General features: G+C 68.8%; 15 protein-coding genes and 3 pseudogenes. 4 read left to right on the forward strand and 14 right to left on the reverse strand.

Annotation, left to right across the window (positions count from 1 at the left end; genetic code table 11):
• Positions 1-299: pseudogene (locus AB0D14_RS43495) on the forward strand (ISAs1 family transposase); the annotation flags it as partial.
• A gap of 38 nt (positions 300-337) precedes the next feature.
• Here AB0D14_RS43495 and AB0D14_RS43500 read toward each other — a convergent pair.
• A pseudogene (locus AB0D14_RS43500) lies at positions 338-1380 on the reverse strand (IS3 family transposase); the annotation flags it as partial.
• 40 nt (positions 1381-1420) lie between these two features.
• On the opposite strand from AB0D14_RS43500, the gene AB0D14_RS43505 reads away from it, so the two are divergent.
• On the forward strand, positions 1421-1633 hold the full coding sequence (locus AB0D14_RS43505) for a hypothetical protein (protein WP_362790656.1): 213 nt from the start codon (positions 1421-1423) through the stop codon (positions 1631-1633).
• A gap of 324 nt (positions 1634-1957) precedes the next feature.
• Here the strand turns inward: AB0D14_RS43505 and AB0D14_RS43510 are convergent, their stop codons facing one another.
• The 10 genes and pseudogenes from AB0D14_RS43510 to AB0D14_RS43555 form a co-directional block, all read right to left on the reverse strand.
• Positions 1958-3043: a 2-oxoglutarate and iron-dependent oxygenase domain-containing protein gene (locus AB0D14_RS43510; RefSeq protein ID WP_362790659.1), complete on the reverse strand. Its 1086-nt coding sequence runs from the start codon at positions 3041-3043 to the stop codon at positions 1958-1960.
• 38 nt (positions 3044-3081) lie between these two features.
• Positions 3082-4029 carry a sugar phosphate isomerase/epimerase gene (locus AB0D14_RS43515; protein WP_362790661.1) on the reverse strand — a complete coding sequence of 316 codons (948 nt, stop codon included), beginning with the start codon at positions 4027-4029 and terminating at the stop codon, positions 3082-3084.
• Positions 4026-4637, reverse strand: a complete 612-nt coding sequence (locus AB0D14_RS43520) for a nucleoside deaminase (RefSeq protein ID WP_362790664.1) — start codon at positions 4635-4637, stop codon at positions 4026-4028. The genes AB0D14_RS43515 and AB0D14_RS43520 overlap by 4 nt, the downstream gene beginning before the upstream one ends.
• Positions 4638-4653: 16 nt before the next feature.
• A complete protein-coding gene (locus AB0D14_RS43525; RefSeq protein WP_362790667.1) occupies positions 4654-6198 on the reverse strand; it encodes a GMC oxidoreductase in 1545 nt (514 codons plus the stop codon).
• A 64-nt stretch (positions 6199-6262) separates the two neighbouring features.
• On the reverse strand, positions 6263-7393 hold the full coding sequence (locus AB0D14_RS43530) for an ROK family transcriptional regulator (RefSeq protein ID WP_362790696.1): 1131 nt from the start codon (positions 7391-7393) through the stop codon (positions 6263-6265).
• 8 nt (positions 7394-7401) lie between these two features.
• Positions 7402-8844 carry a carboxylesterase family protein gene (locus AB0D14_RS43535; protein ID WP_362790670.1) on the reverse strand — a complete coding sequence of 481 codons (1443 nt, stop codon included), beginning with the start codon at positions 8842-8844 and terminating at the stop codon, positions 7402-7404.
• Positions 8845-8849: 5 nt separating this feature from the next.
• Positions 8850-9731, reverse strand: coding sequence for a carbohydrate ABC transporter permease (locus tag AB0D14_RS43540; protein WP_362790672.1), 882 nt, complete (start codon positions 9729-9731; stop codon positions 8850-8852).
• A complete protein-coding gene (locus tag AB0D14_RS43545) occupies positions 9728-10648 on the reverse strand; it encodes a sugar ABC transporter permease (RefSeq protein WP_362790675.1) in 921 nt (306 codons plus the stop codon). The genes AB0D14_RS43540 and AB0D14_RS43545 overlap by 4 nt, the downstream gene beginning before the upstream one ends.
• Positions 10649-10655: 7 nt before the next feature.
• Entirely contained in the window at positions 10656-11954 is a 1299-nt protein-coding gene (locus tag AB0D14_RS43550; protein ID WP_362790678.1) for an extracellular solute-binding protein, read from the reverse strand.
• Positions 11955-12330: 376 nt separating this feature from the next.
• Positions 12331-12471: pseudogene (locus AB0D14_RS43555) on the reverse strand (F420-dependent methylene-tetrahydromethanopterin reductase); the annotation flags it as partial.
• Between the two features lie 131 nt (positions 12472-12602).
• Here AB0D14_RS43555 and AB0D14_RS43560 point away from each other — a divergent pair.
• Positions 12603-13037 (forward strand): Tn3 family transposase, encoded by a 435-nt coding sequence (locus AB0D14_RS43560; RefSeq protein ID WP_362790681.1) that lies wholly within the window; start codon positions 12603-12605, stop codon positions 13035-13037.
• A gap of 15 nt (positions 13038-13052) precedes the next feature.
• On the opposite strand, the gene AB0D14_RS43565 is transcribed toward AB0D14_RS43560, so the two are convergent.
• The 3 genes from AB0D14_RS43565 to AB0D14_RS43575 all read right to left on the reverse strand — a co-directional run bounded on the left by AB0D14_RS43565 (position 13053) and on the right by AB0D14_RS43575 (position 15719).
• The gene (locus AB0D14_RS43565) at positions 13053-14309 is read right to left on the reverse strand and encodes an MFS transporter (protein ID WP_362790684.1); all 1257 of its coding nucleotides are present in this window, start codon (positions 14307-14309) and stop codon (positions 13053-13055) included.
• Positions 14306-14920, reverse strand: a complete 615-nt coding sequence (locus tag AB0D14_RS43570; RefSeq protein WP_362790687.1) for a helix-turn-helix domain-containing protein — start codon at positions 14918-14920, stop codon at positions 14306-14308. Before AB0D14_RS43570 ends, AB0D14_RS43565 begins: the two co-directional genes overlap by 4 nt.
• 346 nt (positions 14921-15266) lie before the next feature.
• On the reverse strand, positions 15267-15719 hold the full coding sequence (locus tag AB0D14_RS43575) for an Lrp/AsnC family transcriptional regulator (protein WP_362790690.1): 453 nt from the start codon (positions 15717-15719) through the stop codon (positions 15267-15269).
• 102 nt (positions 15720-15821) lie between these two features.
• Between AB0D14_RS43575 and AB0D14_RS43580 the strand changes: the two genes are divergently transcribed.
• Positions 15822-16811 carry an SMP-30/gluconolactonase/LRE family protein gene (locus tag AB0D14_RS43580; RefSeq protein WP_362790693.1) on the forward strand — a complete coding sequence of 330 codons (990 nt, stop codon included), beginning with the start codon at positions 15822-15824 and terminating at the stop codon, positions 16809-16811.
• Positions 16812-16942: the final 131 nt, after the last annotated feature.

Here is a 16942-nt window from a genome sequence, read left to right on the forward strand (position 1 = left end):
CGATCGAGCGCGTCTACCTGATCACCAGCCTGGATGTCTTCGACGCCACCCCGGCCGAGCTCGCCGCCTGGATCAGGGGCCACTGGGGCATCGAGAATCTCCTGCACCACGTACGTGACCGGACCTTCCGCGAGGACGACTCCAAGGTCCGCACCGGGACCCTGCCCCGCACCATGGCCAGCCTGCGCAACCTCGCCATCAGCCTCTTCCGCCAGAACGGCGAGACCAACATCGCCGCCGCCCTCCGACGCACCAGCCACGACTACCTCCGACCACTGTCGGCTCTCGGCCTCAAGTGATCAACCCGGACAGATCCCGATCATGCAATGACCCTGCTCTTGAGCCCCTGCCAGAACGACTCGGCGAGGGCATTGTCGTAACTCGAGCCGACCCTGCCCATGCTCCTGCGGATCCCGAAACCGTCGCAGACCTGCGCGAACGCGGCCGCGGTGTATTGCGAGCCCCTGTCCGCGTGGAAGATCACCCCGCCCACCTGGCTGCCGCGGGTCGCCACGGCCACCTTGAGGGCGTCAATGACCAGTTCGGCCCGCATATGGGAGGCCATCGAGTAGCCGAGTACCCGGCGTGAGCAGATGTCCAGGACACAGGCGAGATACAGCCACGAGCCGCCGACCTGCACATATGTGATGTCCCCGCACCACTTCTCGTCCCGCTGCCCGGCGCAGAAGTCGCGGCGGACGAGGTCCGGGGCAGGCGGTGCAAGGCGGTCCGGGATCGTGGTGCGTTTGCGGCGCCGCAGATGCAGGCCCTCCAGGCCGCACTTGCGCATGAGCCGCTCGACGCGCTTGCGGTTCACCGTGTGTCCGAAGCTCCGCAGCTCGGCATGGACACGCCGCACTCCGTACGTTCCCTTGTGGTCGGTGTGGATCTCGCGGATCTCCGCGGCCAGCGCATCATCGGCGGCCTGCCGCACCTCGCGGGCCTTGGCACCGGCGATCCACCGGCAGAAGCCCGAGCGCGAGACCTGAAGCACCCGGCATATCCGCTGCACGCCGAGGTCGGCCCGGTTGTTGGAGATGAAGTCCCAGCGGAGGGTCATGCCCTCGTCTCCTTCGCGAAATACTGGGCCGCCCGGCGCAGGATCTCCCGCTCGAGTTCCCACTCCTTCTCGGCCCTGCGCAGCCGGCCGTTCTCCGCACGCAGCCTCGCCAGTTCCTCATCCCTGCCCTCGGCGACAGGCTCGTCGCGGTTGCCGCGGCCCGCCTGCTCATCGGCCTGGCGCACCCAACTGCGCAGCGTCTCGCCGGTCACCCCGACATCCGCCGCCAGCGCCGCATACGTGCGCTTCCCGCCCGCCGCGCGGTACAGCGTTACCGCATCACTCCTGAACTCCGCCGGATACGGAGACTTCCGTCCCACCAGGACACCCTTCCTCGGATCTACAAGATCCATTGTCAGAGTGTCCACACCACCGGGGTCGCCTCAGGTCAGGCACGCCACCAGCCGGTGGTACATCGAGACCGACTACCGGGAGATGGAACGGGCCCTCGGCCTGGGCGACTTCGAAGGTCGGTCCTACAGCGGATTCCACCACCACGTCACCCTGGTCTCAGCCGCCCATCTGTTCTGCCTGGAACAGCGGCTCAGCCCAAAAGCCGGGGACACGCCCTGAACCTCTACCAGGTCGTGTCCCTGCTCCAGATATCCTTGATCGCGGTGCTGTGGCGCTGTCCGGCCTGCCACAGAGATCCGTACGACCTCCTCGACCACGGTCGAGGACCATGACCAAGCTCTGAACCAGGGGATTGACACACTCCACCCTCACCCCCAGGGAAGTCACCGCCCGACTGGGACCTGGCGCCCGGCCTCGGTCGTGAGCCTCTGTTCGGATGGTTGAGGTACGCGAAAGCTTGCGGTGGGGCGCCGACAACGACGCGCCGGCGGTGATGCCGGGCAAAGGTCGCCTTCTACTGGAAGTGGCCGCACCTCCGCCGGATCAGCGGGCAGCCTTTTCCGACGGCCCTTCCATGCCTGTCTTCGCGGCGGCCAGGACACGTGCGGCTTCGCGTGCTGCGGCAAGGTTCTTCTTGCCCTGCCGTGATCCGGCCAGCTTGGCCTTGATGTGGTCCCGGACCGTGATCGGTTCGTATGCCAGCCCGGAGGCGTCATGGTGACTGTCCAGCGTCTCGATGACAGCGTCGGGGTTGCCGTCGTGGAAGAAGGCGGCTGAGCGGCGGCGCTTGACCGTGCCGTCCACGATGGGGGGCTTGACGCGATGCAGGGTCGACATCCACCGGTCGTTGGTGAGCCGGGCCGTCAGGTCGCCGAGGTTGACCAGCAGGGCGCCGTCGGCCGGCGCGACATCGTGCCAGCGTTCGTCGCGGCCGAGGACCTGGAGGCCTGCGACCTGGTCGGCCCACAGGACGGTGACGATCCCGAAGTCGGTGTGCTCCCCCATCCCGATGAGGTCGCCGTCGAGGGTGATCGTTCCTTCCGGCAGGGCGTAGTTGTTCATGCGCAGTACGTCGATGGAGTGGCCGGTGAGCCGGGCGAAGAACTCGGGATCCAGGCCGAGGGCGTCGGCGAAGATCCGGGTCAGGGTGCGTGCGACACGGCCGGCGTGATCGAAGTAGGCCTGGACTGCCTCGGTGAAACCGCCGGTCTCGGGCCACACGTTGATCCCGTAGTCCTCCTCGGACAGGTCCGGCGAAGCGAAGGAACGTGCCTCCACGCCGACGTTGAAGGCCTCGAAGAAGTCGTTCATGCGGCTGGCCGACTCGACGCCGAGGCTCAGGCTCAGGGACTCGCTCTTGGGTGGGCTGTAGCCGCGGTTGGCGCCGGTGACGCAGTAGGTCTTCTTCGTCTCCAGGGACAGGGTGAAGAAGGCGTCCATCGCCGAGGCCAGGCCGGCGATCGCCGACTCCGGGATCGCGTGGCCCAGGATCTGGATGAAGCCCACGTCCGAGCAGGCGTCGTCGATCTCCTGCGCGACCCTGCGGCGTTCCGCCTCCGACCCTCCCTTCACGTAGGGGGACATGTCGACTGCCGGGACAGTGAAGGGCTCAGGTGCTCGCGAGGGCATGGGGTTCCTCTCGGTCGGCCTCGGATACGGAAAGTCGATCACGCCCGGGCCTCCTGCACGACGGCCGTCCCCGCCCGGAGCGCGGCAACGGGATCAGCCGCCTCGTCCAGTTCGATGAGCACGATGCCGGCGCCGGGAGTGAGCGACATCGCGTCGGCCCATCCTTTCCAGTCCACGATGCCCGTGCCCAGTTCGGTCATGTAGGGCTGTTGCTGGGCGAAGACCGTTTCATCGATGGTGAGTTCGACGTCGATCGGCTTGACCGCGTCCTTCCAGTGCGCCAGGGCGATGCGCTGGGAGTGGCGGCGCGCGACGGCGACGGGGTCGCCTCCCCCGAGTGCGATGTGGCACGAGTCGGGGCACAGCCACACGTAGCGCGGATCGGTCAGGGCCATGAACAGGTCGATGTCCCTCTCGTACCAGAGCGTGCTGTTGGACTCCGTGTGGAAGGCGAGCTTCACACCGAACTGTGCGACGGCCTCACCGACCATGTGGGCGATGTCGGCCATCCGGGCCATGTACGCGGCGTCGACGAAGAAGGGCGGACGCGTACCGAACGTCGTACGCATGGGCAGTCCGGCGACGAGCAGTTCCGCCCCCACCTCGGCGAGGAAGGCCGCGCGTCGCTCGGCGTCGGCGACGATCCCGGGCAGGTTCTCGCCGTGCCGCCAGTCCGGGGATTCGCTGTCGGCGATGAAGGTGCTCACGACGGACAGGCCGCGGGCCGCGAGGTCGCGGTGAAACGCCGGTGCGCTGCCGAAGGCCCGCAGGACCGAGTCGATGTCGCCCGGCGCGAAGGTCAGCTCGATGCCGGTCACACCGGCCTCGACGAGAGCGTTCATCACCCGCTCCCAGAATCGTTCGGGGTTCGCGAGGGCCCACGCGCGGACGGCGTCGGCGGACTCGAGGCCCCAGAAGTCCGGGTGGTAGAAGGTGATGACGTCAGTCGCGAAACGCGGTTCGGTGCCGTCGTTCAGCAGTGTCATTCGGCACCTCCGCGAGCGTTGTAGACCACGATGCCGTCGGCGGTGTCGACAGCCTTCCGGTAGGCGCGGAACACGGTGAGCGCCTCGTCCCGGAGCACGTCCCCGACGACCTCGATGCCGCGCGCCTCGAACTGCTCGGCCCAGTCCGCGCCGAGCGGGCCCTCGTCGAAAGTGGTGATCTCCTCCAGTTCCGGTCCCTCGCCGGCGACCACGAGGCCGCGTACCCCGGACCACATCGCTGCGCCGTAGCACTGGATGCACGGGCGCCAGTTCACGACCAGCTCGTGGGCCGGCAGCCCGTCGCCGCCGAGGTCCCAGCCGCCGGCCGCCGTCTGGGCCAGTCCGAGCGCGACGACCTCGGCGTGTGCGCTGGAGACGCCGGAGGCGAGGACGACGTTCACGCCGGCCGAGACGATCCGGCCGGTGTCCCGCTCGGCGACGAGTGCCGCGAACGGACCGCCGTTGCCCTCACGCCAGTTGCGGTCGGCCAGGCGGTGCACGAGGCGCATCCGGTCGTCGCGGTCGGGTATGACGGCGGGCACGTCGGCCAGTTCGTCGTCGATCCACGCGGGCAGCGCCACGCGGTATTCCTTCGGGATGTCCACCATGGGGTCGGGATTCCTCTCAGTGCGCGGCGAGTCGGTGCGCGGCGAGCGCGCGTGATCGTTCAGCGACGGCGCGGGCGGCGCGTACGGCGGTCACCGCACCGGTCAGGGTGACGTTGGCGGCCATCGCGGTGGGGATCACGCCGTTGCCGGCGAGGTACAGGTTGTCGTGGCCCCACACCCGGCCGTCCGGGCCGCACACGCTGGTGCCGTCGTCGGTGGCGCCGGCCCGGACGGTACCTGTCAGGTGCAGCGACGAGCCGGGCTGGAGCAGCGCGCGTTCCGTCGCGGGATCGAACGAGCCGAACTCCTCGGCGATCGACTGGACCTCGTCGAGGGCCCGCCCGAGCAGCACCCGGTCGGCGTCGGAGTAGCCGAACTCGACGCCGATCCGTGGCATCCCGGCGAGATCGGTCTCGGACTCGGAGAACACGAGCCGGTTCTCCGGACGCGACTCGACCGGGGCGTACAGCGAAAGGCCGACGGAGTGCGCGAGCGGGCGGCCGTCTTCATCCACGTACGTACGGTTCATGATCTGTCCGTGGAACGGCTGGGCCGCTCCGTTCTGGGGCAGCCAGAGCGAGTCCGTGCTGAACTCGCCGGGGCGCGGCAGGGGCAGGGCGTCGCGGTCGATGCCGAATCGGTCGAGGTCGAGCAGGACCCGGGCGGTGATGAACGCGTGCTCGTTGAGGTACCGGCCCAGCGCCTGGGGTCGGATACCCGAGGCGAACAGCAACTGAGGGGTGCGCAGCGCGTCGGCGCACACGATCACGGTGTCCGCGAGGAGGTCCGACTCGGCGCCGTCGGCGATCCGGCGCACGCGGGCGCCGGCGACGCGGCCGTCGTCGCGGACGATGAGCGACGTGGCGAGCGTACCGGTCACCAGGGTGAAGGCCGGGTCCCCGCCCGTCGCGATCGCGGGGAAGATCGTCCCCGGGGCCGTGCGCGGCAGGGGGCCCGATGCCGTCGCGGTGACGGCCATGGGCATCGGCCGGGGCCGCCGGTCGTCCGGTCCGACGCCGTCGAAGCGGCGGCGCAGTACGTCGAGCACCATCCGGCCCACCTCGGTGGGACCGATCGCGGAGGGCGTGACAGCGAGGACGCGGCGCGCGGTGTCGAGATCCGTGGCCCAGCGGGCCGGTTCGCCGAAGTCGAACACCTCGTCTCCGGCGGGCCAGGGCGTCGCGGCGGTCCAGTGCACGCCCATGCCGCCCACGTTCCACGCGAGTGCCGCCTGGGGCATCGACTCGGCGTCCTCGCCGAAGGCGAGCGCGTGGAACATGCCCGGCGGGAGCTCGGTGAGGCTGTCCGCGATGTCGCGCACCATTTCGGCGCCCGTGTACATGCCCTGGATGCCGGTGCCGACGTGTTCGTTGTAGCGCGACCAGATGACCGGGTCGTCGACGTCGTGCAGGTGCACGCCGGGGACCTCGCCGATCGCGCTTCCGCCGTCGACCATGGTGATGTCCAGCGCCGGATCGGTGTCGCGGAGCAGTCGCGCTGCGACGGATCCCATGATGCCGCTGCCCACGATGAGGACGTCGGTGTGGGGGGTGTCGGTCAAGGGAGACTCCTGTGTTGTACCGCTGATGCTGAGGTGGTGTCGGGCGTGGGTGCTCGGTGCGCGATCACGCGTTCGGGGCGAGCGGGCCGAACAGTTCGGTGTCCATGCGATCGAGTGCCATCTTGACGGCGCCGATGAGCGAGGCCTCGCGGCCCAGGCCGGTGGCACGCAGCTCGACCGCGGGGGTGCGGGCGTCGCGCATCGCCTGACGCACCCGGGGCAGCAGCACATCGGCCGCGTCCTCCAGGCCGCCGCCGAGCACGATGAGCGACGGCGCGACCGTCCACGACAGGGTCGTGAGGATCGACGCGATGTGCTCCACGAGTTCGTCGACCTCCGCGAGCGCGGTCGCATCGCCGGCTCGGGCCGCGTCGAAGCGGTCGAGCGCGACACCGCGCTTGGCCGGTTCCGGTGAGGTGAGCCATGCCACGGGGCGATCCTCGATCAAGTCGGTCATCATCGACACCGCCTGGACGATCTCGCCCGCGGCGCCGTCGAGACCGCGGTGCACGGCCCCTCGTATGAGGACGCCGAGGCCGGCTCGGTTCCCGAACATCGCCCACACGACGTTGTCGTGGTCACCGGCCGCGCCCCGCCAACGCTCCGCGAGCGCACCGAGGTTGGTGTCGTTGTCCGCGAACCAGGGCACCCGGATGCGGCGGGTGAGTTCTCCGGGCAGGTCCACGCCTTCCCATCGCGTCGTGTGCACCAGGCGCCGTACGACCCCGTCGTCGTCGATCGCGCCTCCGCCGGCGACCGCACCGGCTCGAAGACGGTCGGCCGACCCGCCCGTGGCTTCGAGTGCCTCCAGCACCAGCGCCGCCGCGTCATCGAGCGTGATCTGCGGATCCTGGTAGGCACGCAGCGGACGGTGGGCCCGGCCGAGGATGCGGCCGCGCACATCGGCGATGACCGCGGATGCGTCCAAGGTGGTGATGCGCACGGCTGCCAGGAGTGCGTGTTCGGCCCGCAGCTCGTACCGACGGGCGGGGCGCCCCGCACTACCGCTGGTCGGCACGCGGTCCAGCTCTGTCACCCAGCCCGCCTCGACGAGCGAGTGGAGGACAAGCTCGATGGTGCGGCGGGAAAGGCGGGCCTGCGCGGCGAGAGCGGTCAGCGTCATCGGCCCGGCCGACACCGCGAGCGCGCGGAGGATGACTGAGGTGTTGACACGTCGGACAGCGCTCTGGTTCATCCCGGACATCACCGCTCCTCTGCCCTTTCGGACAGCGTGCGCGCCACGGGATCGAACACACCCGTGGTGTCAGCCGCGAGAGCTGCGCCGGGCCGGCCGTACTCGCGGGCCGGATCGCCGGGCGCCCCGGTCGCCCTCGCCCACGCCGGCTCCGGACCGCGGACGAACGCGACGAGATCGGCGTGCATCAGGGTGGCCAGTTCCGCGGGCGGGATCGGTCCGAGCGCCTGGGTGACGCCCGGTGCGTCGAGTACGTCGAAGAAGTACGGGATGTCGACGCAGTGCGCGGCGCCCCCGAGCACGGGGGAAGGCCATTCGAAGGAATACAGCCAGGTGCCGGCGTCGGCCTTCCGTCGGGAGCGTGCCGCGCGCGGGCAGACGGCGCGGAAGAGGGTGTCCGTGACGCGGGTACCTGCCGCGCGGGCGGCGGTGTCGACGGGGCTCGGGTGGGACTTCTCCGGTGTGGCACCGCCGACAGCCCCGCTGTCGAACTCGTCGCCCGTCGCGCCGAGCAGCAGAGGTACGTCGTGCCCCCGCACGGTGAATCCGTCGGTGATGGACACCGGCAGGATGTCGTCGCCGACGAACGGACCGAGCACGAGCGGGCCGTCGCCCCGCTCACTCCGCAGGTCGATGACCCCCTGTTGGAGGCGCTCCACGGTGCGACTGCCGAATCCGGTACGGGTCGGCGAGACCCCGAGCCTGTGCCCGAGCCGTTCGAGGAAGTCACGGGCGGTGTCTTCGCCCACGTCGAGGGTGACACCGGAAAGGCTGACCGCGCGGTGGAAGCGGCCGCTGCCCAGAGGCGACGAGAGCAGCGCGAGCACCGCCCCGGCCCCGGCCGACTGGCCGGCGACGGTGACCTGGTCCGGATCACCGCCGAAAGCGGCGATGTTCTCCTGTACCCAGTCCAGCGCGAGCAGCAGGTCGCGCAGCCCGAGGTTCGCGGGGACGTCGGCCAGGGGGGCGAATCCGTCGACGCCCAGACGATAGCCGACAGTGACGCAGATGACACCGTCGCGGGCGAAGGCGCGGCCGTCGTACCACGGGCTGGCCGGGCTCCCCGCCAGGAAACCGCCGCCGTGTATCCACACCATGACCGGGAAGGGCTCGCGGCAATCGTCCGCGGCCGGTGCGACGACGGCGAGGTTCAGCACGTCAGCGCCCGGGACCGACGGCTCCGGCACGGTGGTCGTGGCGAACAGCGTCACGGCTTGCGCGGTGGCACCGTGCCGGGACGCGTCGAACGGCTCCGTGAACCGGCCGCGTGGGACCGGCGCGGCGAAGCGCCGCGCACCGGTGGGTGCTTCGGCGAACGGGATGCCGAGAAAGCGCCGTGTTCGCCCGATGCGACGGCCGATGACCGTGCCGGCGGGGGCGTGTACGGCCACTGGCTCTCCGGGTACGTCGAACTCGCCGGGCTCGGCGGGTGGGCTGGTCCCGTCGGTCATCGAAGTCACCGCATTCCCGATCCGGCGACGCCCTGCACGAAGTAGCGCTGCAGAAACAGGAAGAGCACCAGCACCGGCAGCATCACGACGATCGCGCCGGCGAGCATCAGGCCGTAGTCGGTGACGTGCGCCGCCGCCTGGCTGGTGGCGGCCAGGCCCACCGGCAGTGTGTAACTGGACGTGCTCTGGGCGACGATGAGCGGCCAGATGAAGTTGTTCCACGAGTTGAGGAACGACATGATCGTGATCGTCGCGACCGCGGGGCCGGCCAACGGGAGGAAGATCCCGAAGAAGATCCGGAACTCACCCGCACCGTCGATCCGGGCCGCTTCGAGCAGTTCGTCGGGGATCGACATCGCGTACTGCCGCATGATGAAGACCGACAGCGGCAGCGCCGCACTGGGCAGCGCGATACCGGCGAGAGTGTCCGCCAGACCCATGTTGACCGTGATCACGAACTGCGTGACGAACACGGTCGTGAACGGCACCATCATCGCGGCCATCACCATGCCGAACGCGATCCGCTTGCCCGCGAAGTCGAACTTCGCGAGGGCGTAGCCGGCGGCCGACGCCGCCACGATGTTGCCGACCACCACGATGGTCGCGACCACGAGGCTGTTGGCGAGGAACGTTCCGAAGCCTTCGGTGTTGAACAGCCGCTCGAAGTTGTCGAAGGTGAGGTGCTGCGGGAGCCAGGCCCCCGGGTCGGAGCGGATTTCGTCGAGGCTGCGCAGCGAGCCGCTGAGCACCCAGCCGAACGGAAGCAGCGTGAGCAGCGCGCACAGCACCAGCACGCCGTACAGCAGAGGCCGGGCGAGGGTCCGTCGGCGCACGGCGGTCCGGTCGGGGGTCTTGGCGGCGTTCTCCAACGCGGCGACGGCGGTCATGACTTGGGCCTCAGCAGACGGAACTGGACGACGCTCACCAGGGCCACGAGTACGAGCATGACGAAGGACGCGGCCGAGGACATCGCGAACTCACCGGATCCGAACTGCCGGTAGGTGTACAGCGCCATCGATTCGGTGGAGCCCAGCGGGCCGCCGTTGGTGAGCAGGTACGGCTCGTCGAACACCTGCAGGTAGAAGACGGTCAGCAGCACCGACACCATGAGCGTGGTGGGCAGCAGCAGCGGCAGAGTGATGTGCCTCAACTGCTGCCACCGGCCGGCCCCGTCGAGGGAGGCGGCCTCGTACACGTCCTCCGGGATCGCCTGCAGACCGGCGAGGAACAGCACCATCGCGATGCCGAAGTTGCGCAAGATCCCGAGCAGGATGACCACGGGCATGGCCAGGTTCGGATCGTCCAGCCAGTTGGGGCCGGCGAAGCCGACGGCGCCGAGCACCTTGTTGACGGTGCCGCTTTCGTTGAAGGCGTACTGCCAGATCAGCGCGACCGCCACGACGTTCGTGACGACCGGCGCGAAGAAGACCGTGCGGAACACGCCGCGCAGCCGTCGGATGCCGGAGTTCAGCGCGAGGGCCAGCGCGAATCCGATCCCCATGGTCAGCGGCACGCCGACGGCCACGAAGAGGATGGTGTTCAGGATGTCCCGCAGAAAGCTCTCGTCCTGGAACAGGCGGAGATAGTTCTCCAGTCCGGTGAAGTCGACCGCGAGCGGGTGTCGCAGATCCGTGCCCCGCAGGTCGGTGAGGCTGAACCCGAGCGCGGCGACGGTGGGAATCGCCGTGAAGAGCAGGAACACGAGGGCGAACGGCGCGAGGAACAGCCAGGCGACCGCCGTACGACGGGCGCCTCGTGAGCGACGCATGCCACGCGGTGGCCCCGGGGTGAGGGTGGTGGTCATCCGCGGATCACTTCTTACCCGTGCCGAGGCTCTCGGCGTACGACTGGATGTTCGCGGCGGCCTTCGCGGCGCTCTCCTCGCCCTTGGCCACGGCCTCCATCTCCTTGCCCAGCCGGGTCGCGACCTGCTGCCAGGTGCTCACCTGGGGAAAGGCCCGGGACTTCTTCATCTGCGTCAGGAAGGCGTCCAACAGCGGCTGGCCGGCGATGGCGGGGGCGTCCCAGGCGGAGACGACCGCCGGCAGCGAGCTGTATGCCTTGTACTGCGCGACCTGGGTGGTCGGCTTCGAAACGTAGCGGACGAGCTTCCACGACGCGTCCGCGTTGCCGCTGCCGGCGAGTACGCCCCAACTGCCTCCGCCGGAGAAGGAGGCGCTGCCCGAGGCCCCGGCCGGCAGGGGTGCGGTGGCGACGTGGGACGCCGTCCAGCCGTCCTTGCCCGCGGCCTTGTCGAGCTGACCGACGACCCACGGGCCCGTGATCATCGTGGCGGTCTTGCCGGCCACGAAGTACGGCTGCGCGTCGAGGAACGTGGGGCCGCTGGTGTCGGCGATGCCCGAGGTGAAGAACGACGCGTTGTACTTGATCGCATCGGCCATCGCCGGAGTGTCAAGTGTCCATGTGCCGTCGGACGAGAGCAGAGAGCCACCGGCCTGCCAGGCGTACATCGCGGCGTCCTGGCCGTTGAAGACGTCCCAGCCGATGTCGGCCCCGAGGCCGTGCGCGGCGCCGGCACCCTGGAGCGCCTTGAAGAACGGCACCATGTCGTCCCACGTCGCCGGCGCCTCGACACCCGCCTTCTTGGCGAGGTCGGCGCGGTAGACGAGCGCGTAGGTGTACGCGTACCAGGGCACCGTGTAGGCGACGTCCTTGACCACACCGGCGTCCCAGAGGCTCTTGAAGAAGCTGTTCGGGTCGACGAGGCGGTCCGGAACGGGCCGAAGGATCGACGGATCGAGGAACTGGGACTGCGACTCGGGGAAGAACTGGGCGACATCGGGTCCCTTGCCCGCCGCGATCGCCGACTGGAGCTTGGTGTAGTACTCGGCGTTCGGGATCAGCGTGAACTTCACGTCGAGATCGGGGTTCGCGGCCTCGAAGGGCTTGATGACCTTGTCGAGCACGTCGGCATCGCCCTGGGCGGCCCAGACACGAACGGTGCCCTTGGCCGGTGAACTGTCGACGGGCTTGGCGCTGGCTGTCGCAGCGGTGTCATCGCCGCGCCCACATCCCGCCAGGCCGAGGGTTCCGAGGAGGGTCATGCCGCCGGCCAGCCGTAGGGCGCCGCGTCTGGAGATGTTGGACACTCGCTGCTCCTGTCTCATGAAGGCACTGAGGACAGACGGGATTTCCGGGGAAAGTAGCCTTTTTGGTCCGGCGGACCTCCTATGGGGTCCTGTGCGGCTGACAGCGACGGTAGGAATGGTGTGTTTCGTCGGCGTGCCGGGAGCCGTCGTGTTTAATTTCGGAACTTGTAGCGAAATCGATTCGTCACCCTCTGTCGCGACCGCCGCCTCCCCGCCTGGTTGACTCTGGGGCGATATAGCCGATTGACACGGACGACGATGAACGCTTTGACCACACTGAGTCACAAGCTGCCGAGATCGACCGCCTGCCGTTTCCACAGCCGCGGCAAGGTGCCGGGGGCGCAGCTCGCGGGCGTGGCGCCTCGTACGCGGCGCGCTACCGTACGGCTTCGGCCTCGATGCCGCCGACCAGGTCGATGGCCCGACCGAGAGTGGTGAGGCGGGCATTGAGGGTCTCGTCGGCGGAGTGGAAGCGGACGGTGTCGACGCCGGCGTCGCGCCACACCCGCAGCCGCTCAAGCGGCGCGCTCGTGGAGGCGCGGGCGGTGGAGGCGGCGCCGAGGAGGAGCGCCGCGGCCCCGGGGTCGCCCGCGAGGGCGACCGCCCGGGGGGCGCCGGTGGTGAGGGCCGTTTCTTGACTTGTACCTCGTGCTGAAGCCCGAGGTTTCTGGCCTTCCGTTCCGTTGCTGTGCCGCTACGCGGCACGGGCTTGGGTCGGGAATCCGTGACTTCCTGTCCTCCAACGGCGCCAACTCCGTGATCGCCTACGGCAAGGGCGGAGAGATCGCCTCGAACCGGCGCGACGAGCAGGAGATGTTTGTCCTGTGCCTGAGAATCTTGCAATCGGCCCTGGTCTACGTGAACACCCTGATGCTCCAAGACATCCTCGGCGAACCGGAGTGGGTCGACCTCCTCACCCCCGCCGACCGGCGCGGCCTGACCCCGCTGTTCTGGTCCCACGTACGCCCCTACGGGGAGGTCAACCTCGATATGGCCGCCCGCCTCAACCTCACTGCGGTCACGGTGCCCGGCCCCCGCACGGCGGGCGATGAGGAGCCGGCCGACGAACGTATGGATGCGTGAGCCCGTCCAGTCCCGTCACCGTTCGGTCGGCGATGCGTGACTGGGCGGTAAGAGTTCGGCGCGTCGTATCACGGTGGCAGAGAGGCCGAGCGCTGCGGCGAGCAGGCAGGTCGCGCCGCATCCGATGAAGAACATGTCCGCTCCCCACAGGGCCACCGTGATACCGACGGCCGGGAAAAGTACGGGTGCGAGTCCCAGCGTGCACAGAGTGGTGACCGAGGTGACCCGGCCGAGGTATCGGGCGTCGGTCTCCGTCTGGATCAGGGCTCCGGTCACGGTCGTGGTGAACCCACTGGTCAGACCGATCAAGGCTCCGAACATGACGGCGATGGGCAGGGAGGGAGCGTGCCCCAAGGCGACCGCCCCCGTGGCAGTGACGATCAACGAGCCACAGATCGCGAGCCCGGCGCGCGGTATCCGGGTCGACACGGTGATCAGCAACGCCGAGGCCGCGGCTCCGACGCTGAATGCGCTCGCGATCCACCCCATGCCAGAAGCGCCCCAGCCGCGTTCGTCGGCCAGGAGCACTAGGCCGGTGGCGACCGGACCGCTGAAGCACATCTCGCTCAGCCCGATCACCGTGACCAGCGGGGCGAGCATTCGGTGGCGACGGACATATCGCAAACCGTCACCCAGCTCACGCCAGGCGGAGGCGTGCTGAGATGCCTCCGTTGAAGAAGTAGTCCGCACGGTGAGCAGCGTGACGAGTGAGAGGGCGAAGAGAACACCCGCGGCCGTGAACGCGCTCGCCGCTCCGCCGATCACAAGGACGGCTCCCGCCAGGAGGGGGCCCACGGCATTGCTCAGCCGGATCGACAGCCCGCGCATCCCCTGGACCCGGGCGAGCTGCTCAGGCGCCGTGATGCGCGGCGGGAGCGCACCCACCGCCGGCATGAACACCGCGTCGACCACGCCGAAGATCAACGCGACCGCAACCAGCAGCCACACGCCCGGAGGCGCCAGCGTGACCGTCGCAGCGGCGGCGAGGATCACCGCGCAACGGATCGCGTCGCTGACGACAGCAACCCGGCGCGGCCCGAACCGGTCAGCCACTACGCCTCCGCCGAGCATGAGCACCGCACGCGGGAGGGCCCCGGCTGCGACCACCAGGCCAACTTGCGACGGCCCTCCGACGCGAGTGGCGGCCCAGGACAGGGCGAGAAAGTACACGACATCGCCAGTGACCGAAGCTGTGTACGCGGCAAGCCAGCGCAGGACGTTGACGTCCCGGTAGGCAGGCCGCACGGAAGCGGCTATGTCGTCCGCGCTCACGCGTCACCGGCCGGCGGCACGGCCGTGCCAGGCACCGGAAACGCCTGCACTTGCAGCGCCACTGGAGAGGAGCCTGCGGGCGCCTCGCTCTCGCCATGCCGATATCGCGAGATCACCTCGAAGATCTCGGTCTTCATCCGGTCTACGTCGCCTGGAGTCAGATACAGAAGGAAGTCGCTGTAGGTGGTGACGTTGAGCCACTCCTGAGGAAGCAGGGCCACCTCGCGCGCAGCCCTGCGCAGGCGATCTGCAGCGGCAAGAGCGACTGCGTGCGTGTATGCGCGTCCGGCCTCGTGCTGCTCCGCAGGCGCGGCCGCAGGATCGTGGATCGACTGGCGATGGGCAGATTTCCACCACCGCTCGCGGCCGGTGCCGCGGTTCGGCTCGTCCACGATGAGTCCGCCCGATGCGAGGCGACGCAGGTGGTAGCTCGCTGCGCCGGGGTTGATGCTGAGCTCGTCGGCGATCCGGGTGGCGGTGGACGGACCGCGCTCACGCAGCAAGGTGAGCACGCTCAAGCGCAGCGGGTGAGCAAGTACGCGCAGGGCAGCGGTGTCGAGCTCGATGTCCCGTTCCCAGGACTCGGCGGATGCAGCGGAGGAAGCGACCATGCGCCGAGGGTAGACCTACAACAGTTGTTTCAAAAGAGATGTTGTGAAGCATGCCTTGGAGGGGTGCACCTCCACGCCGAGCCTCTCGCGTTCGAGAATCGACCGTTTTCTGAGGATCGGCCGAAGGTCACCGAAACGGGCTTCAGAGCCTTCAACAACTCCCTCAAAAACCCCGGCCCCTCAAGAACACCCGGACACCCCTTGATGAGCGAGACGGCGGGCAGAAGAAGCGGCGCCGAGTGCGCCGCGACAACGAAGCTTGATCATCGCCGCCGAGGGTTAATGATCAGCAGGCTCGTGCCGTGGTGGTGGCCGAGGAAGGCAGGGGGCATGGGTCCGCGCGAGATCACTCCTTATCAGCAATCAGGGGAGAGACCGGCCGCTCGAAGAAGGTCTCCAACACCACCGTGGCCTGCGTCCCGCTGACTCCGTCGATTGCGTAGATCCGGCGCAATACGTCCTGTAGCTGCTCGGTGGTCGCGGTCCTGACCTTCACCAGCACCGATGCACTGCCGGCGATGACGTGCGCCTCCACGATCTCGGGGAGCGCGGCGAAGGCCGCCGCCGAATCGCCCATCCAAGAGACTGAGTTGACCATCACGTAGGCAAGGACCGCGTTGCCCACCGCCGCCGGGTCCACCTCGACGGTGGTGCGCCGGATTACGCCGCGTTCCCGCAGCTTCCGCACGCGTTCATGAGCCGCTCCGGCGGAGAGGCCCACGGCCTGGCCCAGCGCGGCGTAGGGCTGGGTGGCGTCCTGCTGGAGCTGCGCCAGCAGGGTGCGATCGATGTGATCCACAACTCTCCATTCGGATTGATCTTGCGGTGACGATATCTCATCCCGCAATCTGCCCCATAGGCCGTAGCAGATTCGGCACCTGTCTGGATGAGAAGGACCCTCATGACCAGTGAGCGCCCGCCGTACGAGATGCTCGACGACCGGTTCCGTACAGGTCGCTGCATGAACGGTGATGATGGCCTGGAGGTCCTGCACACCGGCTGCCGCTGGGCCGAGGGACCGATATACCTGCCCGCCTGGCGGCAGGTGATCTGGAGCGACATCCCCAATGACCGGATGCTGCGCTGGGACGAGGAGACGGGTGCCGTCAGCGTCTTTCGCCGTTCCGCCGGGCACACCAACGGCAACACCCTTGACCGCCAGGGCCGGCTGATCACCTGCGAGCAGGGCAACCGCAGAGTGACGCGAACCGAACACGATGGCACGCTCACCGAGCTGGCCGACCGCTGGCAGGGCAAGCGCCTGAACAGCCCGAACGACGCGGCGGTGAAGTCCGACGGCTCCATCTGGTTCTCCGACCCGGACTTCGGCATCACCAGCGACTACGAGGGCTATCGCGCGCAGAGCGAGATCGGCTCCAACAACGTCTACCGCATCGACCCGGACAGCGGCGAAGTGCGCTTGGTCGCCGACTGCTTCGGCGCCCCGAACGGCCTGGTCTTCTCGGTCGACGAGCGGCAACTGTTCGTCTCCGACACCCGGGCAGGCTTCATCCGGGTCTTCGACGTACGCGATGGCGGCACGCTGTCAGACGGCGAGATCTTCGCCGAAGCCGGGGACCGTAAGGCAGCCCGCTTCGACAACCTCCGCTTCGACGATGCCGGCCGACTCTGGGCGGCCGCGATGGACGACGGAGTGCACTGCTACGACCCCGACGGCACTCTGATCGGGCGGCTCAACGTCCCCGAGACGGTCGCCAACATCACCTGGGGCGGCGCCAAGCGCAACCGTCTCTTCATCGCCGCGGAGACCAGCCTCTACTCGGTGGTCATGGGCGTCACGGGCACGCACCCGACCGGACCAGGGCGCAGGCCCTGGCCTTTCCTCCCGATCTCCCATCAAGATCAGGTTGGTATGGATGCCACGAAGTGAGTCAGTTTTGATCCGCCGTCAGAGGGTCACGGTTCAGGTAGGGTCGGGGGCTGGCGCGGCGGCGCATGACGCTCCGTTTCCAGCCCCCGCCACTTCAATCCGTGCATGCGGTTCTCCCGCACACGGCTTTC

Origin of the sequence: Streptomyces sp. NPDC048484 (assembly GCF_040651415.1) — a bacterium.
GTDB lineage: Bacteria > Actinomycetota > Actinomycetes > Streptomycetales > Streptomycetaceae > Streptomyces.